The sequence below is a fragment of the Spiribacter curvatus genome (assembly GCF_000485905.1).
GTDB classification, from domain to species: Bacteria; Pseudomonadota; Gammaproteobacteria; order Nitrococcales; family Nitrococcaceae; genus Spiribacter; species Spiribacter curvatus.
Map to the genome: position 1 here is coordinate 1668593 of NC_022664.1, position 13047 is coordinate 1681639.

Genomic DNA, 13047 nt, shown 5'->3' on the forward strand with positions numbered 1-13047 from the left:
CCTTCAACGAACGCCGGACTGGGAACACCAGCTCCGGCGAAAGCCGATAAGTGTAGGATCGGGCTTCATGGGTGTCAACCAGAAGCCCTGACCCGCTAGTTTTCCGACAAGTCGCTCGTGTCAGGCGCCGCCGCGGCGTTACCCAATCCGAACTGTGGCGCCATGGGGATCATCGGTGCCGGCGTTTCGCGACGCTGGCGCTGACGATCCTGGTGATACGCATAGCCCGTGCCCGCCGGGATCAGACGACCGACGATCACGTTCTCCTTGAGACCCCGCAGGTCGTCCCGCGCCCCGCGGGTGGCCGCATCGGTGAGCACCCGCGTGGTCTCCTGGAACGACGCCGCGGAGATGAACGAATCGGTGGCCAGCGAGGCCTTGGTGATCCCCAGCAGCTGGGGCTCCCAGACCGCCGGGTCACGGCCCTGCTCGATGAGCTGTTCGTTCTCTTCCTCGACGCGGCCCCAGTCCGCCTGCTCGCCGCGCAGATACCGGGTGTCACCGGACTCGCGGATCTCGACCTTGCGCAGCATCTGGCGACTGATCACCTCGATGTGCTTGTCGTTGATCTTCACGCCCTGCAGCCGGTAGACGTCCTGGATCTCCTTGACCATGTAGGCGGCGAGTTCGGCCACACCCAGCAGGCGGAGAATGTCGTGCGGGTTGGGCTCGCCATCGGCGATGACCTCACCCTTTTCAACAAACTCACCCTCGAACACCGTGACGTTGCGGTGCTTGGGGATCAGCTCCTCATGCTCCTCACCATCCGGTGTGGTGAGCACCAGCCGCTGCTTGCCCTTGGTGTCCTTGCCAAAGCTCACAGTGCCCGAGGTCTCGGCGAGAATGGCCGGCTCCTTGGGCTTGCGGGCCTCGAACAGGTCGGCCACACGGGGCAGACCACCGGTGATGTCGCGGGTCTTCGACGACTCCTGCGGGATACGGGCGATGACGTCGCCCACATTCACCTCGGCGTTGTCCTCGACGCTCACGATCGCCCCGGCGGGCAGCGCGTAATGGGCCGCGATCTCGGTCCCCGCGAGGTTGAGGTCGTTACCCGCCTCGTCGACCAGTTTCACCACCGGACGGAGGTCCTTGTAGGCCACCTTCTCGTTGGTGCTGGCGCGGACGTGCTCGCCGGTGCCACGACTCTTCGGATCGGTCACCACCAGGCTGCTCAGCCCCGTCACCTCGTCGGTCTCCCGGTTGACGGTGACGCCCTCGACGAAGTCGTAGAACTTCAGCCGCCCCTTCACCTCGGTCACGATCGGGTGGGTATGCGGATCCCAGTTGGCGACGATCTGGCCCGCATCAACCGCCTCCTCTTCGGCGACGGAGATGGTGGCGCCATAGGGCACCTTGTAGCGCTCACGCTCACGGCCGGCCTCATCCATGACCGTGATCTCGCCGGAGCGCGACACCGCCACGAGGTTGCCGGACTGATGCGCGACCGTCTTGAGGTTGTGAAGCCGCACGGTACCGGCGGACTTGACCTGGACGTTGCTGACCGCAGCCGCCCGCGAGGCGGCACCGCCGATGTGGAAGGTGCGCATGGTCAGCTGTGTGCCGGGCTCGCCGATCGACTGCGCGGCAATGACGCCCACCGACTCACCGACATTGACCCGATGCCCGCGCGCCAGATCACGCCCATAGCAGGCGGAGCAGACGCCGTGACGCGTCTCGCAGGTGATCGGCGAGCGGACCCAGATCTCGTCCACACCCTCACTCTCGATCACCTCGATCCGGCGCTCATCAATGAGCTCACCCTGCTCGACGAGCACCTTGCCGGTGCCCGGCTGGACCACGTCCTGGGCGACGATCCGGCCCAGCACCCGCTCACCCAGGGCCTCGACCACGTCGCCGCCCTCGATCAACGGTGTCAGACGCAGGCCGCGGTGGGTGCCGCAGTCCTCCGAGGTCACGACCAGATCCTGGGAGACGTCCACCAGCCGGCGGGTCAGGTAGCCCGAGTTGGCGGTCTTCAGCGCCGTGTCCGCGAGGCCCTTACGGGCACCGTGGGTGGAGATGAAGTACTGCAGGACGTTCAGCCCCTCGCGGAAGTTCGCGGTGATCGGCGTTTCGATGATCGAGCCATCGGGCTTGGCCATCAGACCACGCATGCCCGCCAGCTGGCGGATCTGCGCGGGCGAGCCACGGGCCCCCGAGTCGGCCATCATGAAGATCGAGTTGGTCGACTTCTGCACGATCTCGTTGTCCTCGGCGTCGGTGACGGTCTCCTTGCCGAGCTTTTCCATCATCGCGCTCGCGACTTCCTCGTTGGTGCGCGACCAGATGTCCACCACCTTGTTGTAGCGCTCACCGTTGGTCACCAGACCCGAGGCGTACTGATCCTCGATGTCCTTCACCTCGACCTCGGCATCGGAGAGGATCTGCTCCTTCTCCCCCGGCACGACCATGTCCTCCATCCCGATGGACACCGCGGCGCGGGTCGACATACGGAAGCCGAGATACATGATCTGGTCGGCGAAGACCACCGTCGCCTTCAGACCCAGCCGCCGGTAGCACTGGTCGATCATCTCGGAGATGGCCTTCTTGCTCATATCCCGGTCGACCAGATCGAACGGCAGGCCCTCGGGCACGATGTTGTAGATCAGCGCCCGGCCCGCGGTGGTGTCCACCCGGCGGGTGGCCTCGGTGCGCTGGCCCTCATCATCGACCACCACCTCGTGGATACGCACCGTGACCCGCGCCTGAAGGCTCACCCGGCCACTTTCGTAGGCCCGATGGACCTCATCGAGATCGGCGAAGGTCATGCCCTCACCGGCCTGCTTCTGCAGCACCAGCGACATGTAATAGAGCCCCAGCACGATGTCCTGCGACGCGCCGATGATCGGCTCGCCGGAGGCCGGCGCGAGGACGTTGTTGGTGGCCATCATCAGCGACCGGGCCTCAAGCTGTGCCTCAAGCGCCAGCGGCACATGGACCGCCATCTGGTCACCGTCAAAGTCGGCATTGAACGCCGGGCAGACCAGCGGATGCAGCTGCACCGCCTTGCCCTCGACCAGCACGGGCTCGAAGGCCTGGATGCCCAGGCGATGCAGGGTCGGCGCCCGGTTGAGCATCACCGGGTGCTCGCGGATCACCTCCTCAAGGATGTCCCAGACCTCGGCGGTCTCGCGCTCGACCATCTTCTTGGCCGCCTTGATGGTGGTGGCGAGCCCCAGCCGCTGCAGGCGGGAGAAGATGAACGGCTTGAACAGCTCCAGCGCCATGCGCTTGGGCAGCCCGCACTGGTGCAGGCGCAGGGTGGGGCCGACCACGATCACGGAACGACCGGAGTAGTCGACGCGCTTGCCCAGCAGGTTCTGCCGGAAGCGGCCCTGCTTGCCCTTGATCATGTCCGCCAGCGATTTCAGCGGCCGCTTGTTGGTGCCGGTGATGGCCCGACCGCGACGGCCGTTGTCGAGCAGCGCATCCACCGACTCCTGGAGCATGCGCTTTTCGTTGCGCACGATGATGTCCGGCGCGGACAGATCCAGCAGCCGGCGCAGGCGGTTGTTGCGGTTGATGACCCGGCGGTAGAGATCGTTGAGATCGGAGGTCGCGAAGCGCCCGCCATCGAGCGGCACCAGCGGCCGCAGATCCGGTGGCAGCACCGGCAGCACGGACATCACCATCCACTCCGGCCGGTTGCCCGACTCGAGGAACGACTCGACCAGCTTGAGGCGCTTCGACAGGCGCTTGATCTTGGTCTCGGAGTTGGTCGCATCCATCTGCTCGCGCAGGGTGTCGGTCTCCTCGCGCAGATCGATGTTCTTGAGCAGATGGCCCACCGCCTCGGCGCCCATGCGGGCGTCGAACTCATCGCCATACTGCTCCATGGCATCGAGATACTGCTCGTCGCTCAGCAGCTGGCCCTTCTTGAGCGGGGTCATATTGGGCTCGATGACCACAAAGGCCTCGAAATAGAGGATCCGCTCGATATCGCGCAGCGTCATATCCAGCAACAGGCCGATGCGCGAGGGCAGCGACTTGAGGAACCAGATATGCGCGGCCGGGCTGGCCAGGTCGATATGGCCCATCCGCTCGCGGCGGACCTTGGCCAGTGTCACCTCGACGCCACATTTCTCGCAGACGACACCGCGATGCTTGAGGCGCTTGTACTTGCCGCACAGGCACTCGTAGTCCTTGACGGGGCCGAAGATCTTCGCGCAGAAGAGTCCATCCCGCTCCGGCTTGAACGTCCGATAGTTGATGGTTTCCGGTTTTTTCACCTCGCCAAACGACCACGACCGGATCTTCTCCGGCGATGCCAATCCAATGCGGATGCCATCAAAGTCGTCGAGCTGGGCGCCCGGCTGTTTGAACAGATTCAGTAGGTCTTTCATATCGGCTACCCGTTCAGTCCTGCTCGAGCTCGATATCGATACCGAGGGAGCGAATCTCTTTGACCAGCACGTTGAAGGATTCGGGCATACCCGCTTCCATCTGGTGCTCGCCATCGACGATGTTTTTGTACATCTTGGTCCGGCCGGCGACGTCGTCGGACTTGACCGTCAACATTTCCTGCAGCGTGTAGGCGGCGCCATACGCCTGCAGGGCCCAGACCTCCATCTCGCCGAAGCGCTGGCCGCCGAACTGCGCCTTGCCGCCCAGCGGCTGCTGGGTGACCAGGCTGTAGGGCCCGGTGGAGCGCGCATGCATCTTGTCATCGACCAGATGGTTGAGCTTGAGGATGTGCATGTAGCCCACGGTGACCGGCCGGTCGAAGGCATCACCGGTGCGGCCGTCGTAGAGCTGCGCCTGGCCGCTCTCCGGCAGACCCGCGAGCCGCAGCATGTTCTTGATCTCGCCCTCATTGGCGCCATCGAACACCGGTGTCGCCATCGGCACCCCGCCGCGGAGGTTGTTGCAGAGCTCGACGATCTCCTCATCGGTGAACGCGTCCAGATCCTCCTGCTTGCCGCTGGAGTTGTAGATCTCCGCGAGGAAGCCGCGCAGCTCATCGACCTGCCTGCGGGCATCGAGCATCTCACCGATGCGTCGGCCCAGCCCCTTGGCGGCCCAGCCCAGATGCACCTCAAGGACCTGGCCGACGTTCATGCGCGAGGGCACACCCAGCGGCGAGAGGACGACATCGATCGGCTCGCCGTCGGCCGAGAACGGCATGTCCTCGACCGGGACGACGCGCGAGATGACGCCCTTGTTGCCGTGGCGCCCGGCGAGCTTGTCACCCGCCTGGATGCGACGGCGCACGGCCAGATAGACCTTGACCATCTTGAGCACACCGGGGGCGAGGTCATCACCGGCTCCGATCTTTTCCTTTTTCTCCTCGAGCCGGGCGTCGAACGCCTCACGCTGCGACTTGAGCTGGGCCTGGACCGCCTCGAGCCGTGCCATCGCGTTCTCATCGCGCAGGCGGATCTCGAACCAGCGGCGGCGGTCGATGCCATGCAGGTAATCGGCGGTGATCTCGGTCCCCGCGCTGAGCTGCTCGGGCCCACCATCGGCGACCTGCCCGATCAATGACTGCTCGAGGCGCGCGAACGCATCGTCCTCGAAGATCCGGTACTGATCATCGAGATCCTTGCGGACATCGGCCAGCGCATCGGCCTCGATGGACAGCGCCCGCTCGTCCTTCTCGACGCCATCACGGGTGAACACCTGCACGTCGATGACGGTGCCGTCCATGCCCGAGGACACCCGCTGCGAGGTGTCCTTCACATCCGACGCCTTCTCACCAAAGATCGCCCGCAGGAGCTTTTCCTCCGGCGTCAGCTGGGTCTCGCCCTTGGGCGTGACCTTGCCGACGAGGATGTCACCGGCCTTGACCTCGGCACCGACGTAGACAATGCCCGACTCATCAAGCTTGGAGAGCGCGCTCTCGCCCACATTGGGAATGTCGGCGGTGACCTCTTCCGAGCCCAGCTTGGTGTCGCGGGCGACGGCCGTCAGCTCCTCGATGTGGATGGTGGTGTAGCGATCCTCCTGGACCACATTCTCGGAGATGAGAATCGAGTCCTCGAAGTTATAGCCATTCCAGGGCATGAACGCGACGCGCATGTTCTGGCCCAGCGCCAGCTCGCCCATGTCGGTGGACGGGCCGTCGGCCAGCACATCGCCGCGACCCACGCGGTCGCCGGGGCGGACCAGCGGCTTCTGGTTCTGGCAGGTGCTCTGGTTGGAGCGCGTGTACTTGGTCAGGTTGTAGATGTCGACACCCGGCTCGCCGGACTGCGCCTCATCATCGTTGACCCGCACCACGACCCGGGCGGCGTCGACCTGATCAACGATGCCGCCGCGGTCGGCCACCACGGTGACGCCGGAGTCGACCGCCACGGCCCGCTCCATGCCGGTGCCCACGACCGGCTTCTCGGCCCGCAGGGTCGGCACCGCCTGGCGCTGCATGTTCGAGCCCATGAGCGCGCGGTTGGCGTCGTCATGCTCGAGGAACGGCACCATCGACGCGGCCACCGAGACGATCTGCTTGGGCGAGACGTCCATGTACTGGACCTTGTCCGGCGATGACATGCCGAACTCGTTCTGATGGCGGATCGAGATCAGCGAGTCCACCAGATGGCCACTCTCATCGATACGGGCGTTGGCCTGGGCGATGATGTAGCGGCTCTCCTCAATCGCGGAGAGGTAGTCGACCTGATCCGTCACCTGTCCGTCACGCACCCGCCGATACGGCGTCTCGAGGAAGCCATAGCTATTGAGCCGGGCATAGCAGGCCAGCGAGCTGATCAGGCCGATGTTCGGCCCCTCGGGCGTCTCGATCGGGCAGACCCGGCCGTAATGGGTGGGATGCACGTCGCGCACCTCGAACCCGGCCCGCTCGCGGGTGAGGCCGCCCGGCCCCAGCGCGGAGACGCGGCGCTTATGGGTGACCTCCGAGAGCGGATTGTTCTGGTCCATGAACTGCGAGAGCTGCGAGGAGCCGAAGAACTCCTTGATCGCCGCGGCCACCGGCTTGGCATTGAGCAGCTCCTGGGGCATCAGCCCCTCGCTCTCCGCCAGGCTCAGGCGCTCGCGCACGGCGCGCTCCACCCGGACCAGACCGATGCGGAAGTTGTTCTCGGCCATCTCACCGACACAGCGCACACGACGGTTACCGAGATGGTCGATGTCATCGACCGTTCCCTTGCCGTTGCGGATGTTGATGAGCTCGGAGAGCACCGCGAGGATGTCGTCGTTGTCGAGCACGCCACTGCCCTCGACCTCGTCCCGGCCGACGCGCAGGTTGAACTTCATCCGCCCGACCGAGGAGAGATCGTAGCGATCCTCACTGAAGAACAGGTTCGCGAACAGGTTCTCCGCGGCATCCTTGGTCGGCGGCTCGCCGGGGCGCATCATCCGATAGATCTCGATGAGCGCTTCCAGCGGCGTCGTCGTGGTGTCGATGTTGAGCGTATTGGAGATATACGGGCCCTGATCGACATCATTGATGAACAGGACGTTGAACTTCTTCACCCCGCCATCACGCAGCGCCTGCACGAGCTCGTCGGTCAGCTCGGTGTTGGCCGATGCCAGCACCTCGCCGGTGGACTTGTCGATGACATCCTCGGCGAGCACCCGCCCGACAAGGTAGTCGTCCGGGACCTGGAGCTTTTTCAGGCCCGCCTTGTCCATCTGCCGGATATGGCGGGCGGTGATCCGCCGGCCGCTCTCGACGATGACGTTGCCCTCGCCGTCCTTGATCTCGAACATCGCCGTCTCGCCGCGCAGCCGCTCGGGCACGAGATCCAGATCGGCCCCCTTCTTGCGCAGGTGATAGGTGTTCTTCTCGAAGAACATGTCGAGGATCTGCTCGTTGTCGTAACCGAGCCCGCGCAGCAGCACCGTGGCCGGCAGCTTGCGGCGGCGGTCGATGCGCACATAGATCGAGTCCTTGGGATCGAACTCGAAGTCGAGCCAGGAGCCGCGGTAGGGGATCACCCGGGCGGTGAACAGCAGCTTGCCAGAGCTGTGGGTCTTGCCCTTGTCGTGATCGAAGAACACGCCCGGCGAGCGATGCAGCTGCTGGACGATGACCCGCTCGGTGCCATTGATCACAAAGGTGCCGTTGCGGGTCATGAGCGGCATCTCGCCCATGTAGACTTCCTGCTCACGGATGTCCTTGACCGTGCGGGTGTCCTTGTCGTTGATGACAAGCCGCACGAGCACGCGCAGCGGTGCTGCATAGGTCATGCCGCGGAGCTGACACTCCTTGACGTCGAAGGACGGATCGCCAATGCGGTAATTGACGTATTCAAGGCGCGCGTTGCCGGAGTAGCTCTCGATCGGGAAGACCGAATCGAGGGCCGCCTGCAGGCCTTTGTCGTCCCGCTTGTCCGGGTCCTGTTCAAGCTGCAGGAAATCCCGGTAGGATTCGATCTGGGAGGTCAGCAGATAGGGAACATCCAACACCTTCGGCTGCTTGCCAAAATCATTGCGGATGCGCTTTTTTTCAGTAAACGTATAGGCCATCGAGATTCCTCAACGAGGTCGGGGTCCGCCGTGTGCAAGGCTTCGAGGACTCGCCCAATGCAAGTACTCGCAGACTTGGACACAACGGCCGGCAGCGGATTCCTACCGCAACGGGTTGTACACAAGCACCGAGAGGCCGACAGCCGAATCGGCCGCCAGCCCCCCATCAACGCCCACTCGTGGCGTTCGCGTCGTCAAGCGCTTACTTGAGCTCGACAGCGGCGCCGGCCTCTTCGAGCTGACCCTTCAGCTCGTCGGCCTCGTCCTTGGACGCGGCCTCCTTGACCGGGGCGGGCACGCCCTCCACCAGCGTCTTGGCCTCCTTGAGACCCAGACCCGTGGCGGCGCGGACCGCCTTGATGACGCCGACCTTGTTCTCGCCGAAGCCCGTGAGGACGACGTCGAACTCGGTCTGCTCTTCGGCGGCCTCGGCCTCACCCCCACCGGCGGCGGGTGCGGCGGCGACGGCGGCGGCAGCGGTCACGCCAAACTTCTCTTCCATTGCCTCGATGAGCTCGACGACCTCCATGACGGTCATGTTCGAGATAGTCTCGAGGATGTCTTCCTTGGAAACGGCCATTGTACTTTTCTCCTGGCTGATTCGATTGATAAATGCGTTAACGGCAGCGACAGGGAGCTGTCAGCCCGACTACTTGGCGTCCTTGACGGCGGAAACGGTACGCACCAGCTTGCCCGGCACCTCGTTGAAGGTGGTGGCAAGCTTTTGTACCGGCGCCCGCATGGTCGCCATGAGACGACTGATCGCCTCGTCGTAGGTCGGCAGTGTGGCCAGCCGGTCGATCTCGGATCCGGGGTATTTCTCCCCACCGACGGCGAGCATTTTCACCACCAGCTTATCGTGTTCCTTGGCAAAGCTCTTGAGAACACGGGCGGCGGAGCCGGGATCTTCCTGGGAGAACGCGAGGACGAGCGGACCTTGGAAGTCCTCACTCATGCACTCGAACTCAGTGCCCTCGACGGCGCGCTTGGCGAGGGTGTTCTTCACCACCCGCACATAGACGCCCGCGTCACGGGCCTGCACTCTCAGGCTGTCCATATCACCGGCGGACAGGCCCCGATATTCCGCGGCAACCGCGGAATGAGCCTGACCAGCCACCTCAGCGACTTCCTGCACCATCCGCTTTTTCTGTTCCAGACTTACGCCCATTCAAATGCCTCCTGGAACGGCGGTTGGTAATGGCATCCGGGCCCTCGGCCCGTCTGCCCCGTAACGGTGAACCCGTGCAGGAAACCTGTCCTGTCCGGCACACCGTCTACCGCTGGCGGTCTTCTGACCCTTATGTGGCGAACCACACCAGACGGTCTCTGACGGCTGTCTCGATGACAGCCAGCGACCATTCAACAATGGCCGCACCATCGGGGCCGCCGACCTAGGTCAGCGCCCCCAAATCCACCGGCACCCCCGGTCCCATCGTCGTGGAGACCGTGGCCCGCTTGAGGTAAACACCCTTCGACGAGGCCGGTTTGATCTTCTGCAGATCGTTGATCAGCGCCTGCAGGTTCTGCGCCAGGGCCTGCGGCTCGAAGTCCGCCTTGCCCAGGCTGCAATGGATCAGGCCACCACGGTCGGCGCGGTAGCGCACCTGACCGGCCTTGGCGTTCTGCACGGCCTCGGCCACGTCGGTGGCCACGGTGCCGACACGCGGGTTCGGCATCAGGCCGCGTGGACCGAGCAACCGGCCCAGCTTGCCCACGACACCCATCGCATCGGGGCTGGCGATCACCACGTCGTAGTTCAGCTCGCCGCCCTGCATGCGCTCGGCCAGCTCGTCCATCCCGACGGTATCCGCGCCGGCGGCCTCGGCGGCCTCGGCATTGGCACCCTGGGCGAACACCGCGACCCGCACCGTCTTGCCCGTGCCGTTCGGCAGCACCGTCGAGCCGCGCACCATCTGGTCACCCTTACGCGGGTCGATACCGAGATTGACGGCAACGTCGATGGACTCGGTGAACTGGGCGGTCGCGAGTTCCTTGAGCAGGCCAAAGGCCTCTTCAGCGGCATAAAGGCGGCTGCGATCGATTTTTTCCTCGAACACCCGCTGGCGTTTCGTCAGTTTCGCCATGGTGCTACACCCCCTCCACGTTCAGGCCCATGCTGCGGGCGGAGCCAGCGATCGTCTTGACCGCCGCTTCCATACCAGCGGCATTGAGATCGGGCCACTTGGTCTGCGCGATCTCCTCGAGCTGCTCACGATTCACCGTGCCCACCTTGGTGGTGTGCGGCGTGCCGCTGCCCGACTTGATGCCCGCGGCCTTTTTGAGGAGGACGGCGGCCGGGGGTGTCTTCGTGACGAACGTAAAGCTGCGGTCCGAATAGACGGTGATCACCACCGGGGTCGGCAGACCCTGCTCCATGTCCTGGGTCTGCGCGTTGAACGCCTTGCAGAACTCCATGATGTTCAGGCCATGCTGACCCAGCGCCGGGCCCACCGGCGGGCTCGGCTTGGCGGCCCCGGCGGGGACCTGCAGCTTGATGTAGGCTTCGACTTTTCTCGCCATTGATTGGACTCCTGATGTGGGTGGTAGCGCCGGGGGCTTTCACCCCGGCTCCCCTGACGGCGGACCGTCTGACTAGGTCTTTTCGACCTGACTGAAATCGAGCTCCACCGGTGTGGAGCGCCCGAAGATCAGAACCGCCACACGCAGACGGCTCTTGTCGTAATTCACTTCCTCGACCACGCCGTTGAAGTCGTTGAACGGGCCATCGGTCACGCGGACCACCTCGCCCACCTCGAACAGCACCTTGGGGCGCGGCTTATCAACGCCCTCGCGGACACGGTTGAGGATATTCTCGGCCTCGGTGTCGGAGATCGGCGACGGACGGCCGCGGGACGGACCGATGAAGCCCATCACCCGTGGCACGTTTTTCACCAAATGCCAGCTGTCATCCCCCATTTCCATCTGGACGAGGACATAGCCCGGGAAGAACTTCCGCTCACTGCGGCGCTGCTGGCCCTCTTTCATCTCGACGACTTCCTCAGCAGGCACCAGCACCTCGCCGAACTCGTCTTCCATGCCGGCACGCGCAATATGCTCTTCAAGCGCCTTCTTCACCTGGTTCTCAAAACCGGAGTACGCGTGTACGACATACCAGCGTTTCGCCATGAGTGATCAGCCTCCGGGGCGTACGAGGGCACCGACGCCCCACATGAAAAACATATCCATCAGCCACAGCAGCACGGCGACGATGAAAACCATCACCAGCACAATCAGCGTGGTCTGGATCGATTCCTGTCGCGTCGGCCACACCACGCGGCGCAGTTCCTGGCGCGCCTCACGGGCGAACGCCCAGGCGTTGCGGCCCGGCTGACTGGTCATTGCAATGGCGATGGCAACGGCTGCCACGACCACCATGCCAATCACACGGATCAGGTCGGACTGCCCTTCAAGGCCGTAAAAGCCAACAACACCCGCAAGGAAGGTTCCGACGGCCAGTGTCAGCTTGGCCTTGTCCGTCCCCGTGGTGGTGGTCTGATCGTTTGCGCTCATGGAACCCGCGACGCTGTTAGTGGCCGGATTGAATGGCAGGCCAGGAGGGACTCGAACCCCCAACCTACGGTTTTGGAGACCGTTGCTCTGCCAATTGAGCTACTGGCCTAATCGCACGTCTGACCGGCCGTCAAACGCCGAACTCGATAGTGTACGCAAAGGCCCGGGGTTTTGAAACCCCAGGCCCTTGACAAACACGTCAACCGATTACTCGAGGATCTTGGAGACGACGCCGGCGCCGACGGTGCGGCCACCTTCACGCACGGCAAAGCGCAGGCCCTCTTCCATCGCGATCGGCGCGATCAGCGAGACGGTCATCTGCACGTTATCACCCGGCATCACCATCTCCGTGCCCGAGGGCAGGTCACAGGCACCGGTCACATCCGTGGTGCGGAAGTAGAACTGGGGCCGATAGCCATCGAAGAACGGCGTATGACGGCCGCCCTCGTCCTTGCCCAGCACATACACCTCGCACTCGAACTTCGTGTGCGGCGTGATCGAGCCGGGCTTGCACAGCACCTGGCCACGCTCGACATCATCGCGCTTGGTGCCCCGCAGCAGCGCCCCGATGTTATCGCCCGCACGCCCCTCGTCGAGCAGCTTGCGGAACATCTCCACCCCCGTGACCATACTCGAGGATCTTGGAGACGACGCCGGCGCCGACGGTGCGGCCACCTTCGCGCACGGCAAAGCGCAGGCCCTCTTCCATCGCGATCGGCGCGATCAGCGAGACGGTCATCTGCACGTTATCACCCGGCATCACCATCTCCGTGCCCGAGGGCAGGTCACAGGCACCGGTCACATCCGTGGTGCGGAAGTAGAACTGTTATAAAATAACGAGTTATCTTTTTTTGTTGGTTTCAAGACCCCGGAAGATTCAATGATGTCGATCGCTTTAGAGTGCTCACCGGTTCACTGAATCTGGAGCCCATGGGCGGATTTGAACCGCCGGCCTCTCCCTTACCAAGGGAGTGCTCTACCCCTGAGCTACATGGGCGTGCTGCACTGGAGCGGGTGATGGGAATCGAACCCACATCATCAGCTTGGAAGGCTGAGGTTCTACCGTTGAACTACACCCGCGTGCCCGGGCCCGCGACGGCCGCGGGTCAG

General features: G+C 64.1%; 8 protein-coding genes, 3 tRNA genes and 2 pseudogenes. All 13 read right to left on the bottom strand.

Features of this window, described 5'->3' with window-relative positions; genetic code table 11:
• Window positions 1-95: 95 nt before the first annotated feature.
• On the bottom strand, window positions 96-4346 hold the full coding sequence (gene rpoC / locus SPICUR_RS08225; protein ID WP_023367948.1) for a DNA-directed RNA polymerase subunit beta': 4251 nt from the start codon (window positions 4344-4346) through the stop codon (window positions 96-98).
• A 13-nt stretch (window positions 4347-4359) separates the two neighbouring features.
• Window positions 4360-8427, bottom strand: coding sequence for a DNA-directed RNA polymerase subunit beta (gene rpoB, locus SPICUR_RS08230; RefSeq protein WP_023367950.1), 4068 nt, complete (start codon window positions 8425-8427; stop codon window positions 4360-4362).
• Window positions 8428-8629: 202 nt separating this feature from the next.
• Window positions 8630-9007, bottom strand: coding sequence for a 50S ribosomal protein L7/L12 (gene rplL / locus SPICUR_RS08235; protein ID WP_023367952.1), 378 nt, complete (start codon window positions 9005-9007; stop codon window positions 8630-8632).
• Between the two features lie 69 nt (window positions 9008-9076).
• Window positions 9077-9595 (bottom strand): 50S ribosomal protein L10, encoded by a 519-nt coding sequence (gene rplJ, locus SPICUR_RS08240; RefSeq protein ID WP_041381845.1) that lies wholly within the window; start codon window positions 9593-9595, stop codon window positions 9077-9079.
• Window positions 9596-9818: 223 nt separating this feature from the next.
• Window positions 9819-10511 carry a 50S ribosomal protein L1 gene (gene rplA / locus SPICUR_RS08245; RefSeq protein WP_023367956.1) on the bottom strand — a complete coding sequence of 231 codons (693 nt, stop codon included), beginning with the start codon at window positions 10509-10511 and terminating at the stop codon, window positions 9819-9821.
• Window positions 10512-10515: 4 nt separating this feature from the next.
• Entirely contained in the window at window positions 10516-10947 is a 432-nt protein-coding gene (gene rplK / locus SPICUR_RS08250; RefSeq protein ID WP_023367958.1) for a 50S ribosomal protein L11, read from the bottom strand.
• A gap of 72 nt (window positions 10948-11019) precedes the next feature.
• Window positions 11020-11553, bottom strand: coding sequence for a transcription termination/antitermination protein NusG (nusG, locus tag SPICUR_RS08255; RefSeq protein ID WP_023367960.1), 534 nt, complete (start codon window positions 11551-11553; stop codon window positions 11020-11022).
• Window positions 11554-11559: 6 nt separating this feature from the next.
• Window positions 11560-11937 (bottom strand): preprotein translocase subunit SecE, encoded by a 378-nt coding sequence (gene secE / locus SPICUR_RS08260; protein ID WP_041381846.1) that lies wholly within the window; start codon window positions 11935-11937, stop codon window positions 11560-11562.
• Window positions 11938-11970: 33 nt separating this feature from the next.
• Window positions 11971-12046, bottom strand: a tRNA-Trp gene (locus SPICUR_RS08265).
• A 98-nt stretch (window positions 12047-12144) separates the two neighbouring features.
• Window positions 12145-12561: pseudogene (locus SPICUR_RS08270) on the bottom strand (EF-Tu C-terminal domain-related protein); the annotation flags it as partial.
• Window positions 12562-12568: 7 nt separating this feature from the next.
• A pseudogene (locus SPICUR_RS09795) lies at window positions 12569-12763 on the bottom strand (EF-Tu C-terminal domain-related protein); the annotation flags it as partial.
• Between the two features lie 96 nt (window positions 12764-12859).
• Window positions 12860-12934 (bottom strand) — tRNA-Thr (locus tag SPICUR_RS08275).
• Between the two features lie 9 nt (window positions 12935-12943).
• Window positions 12944-13017 (bottom strand) — tRNA-Gly (locus tag SPICUR_RS08280).
• Window positions 13018-13047 lie beyond the last annotated feature (30 nt).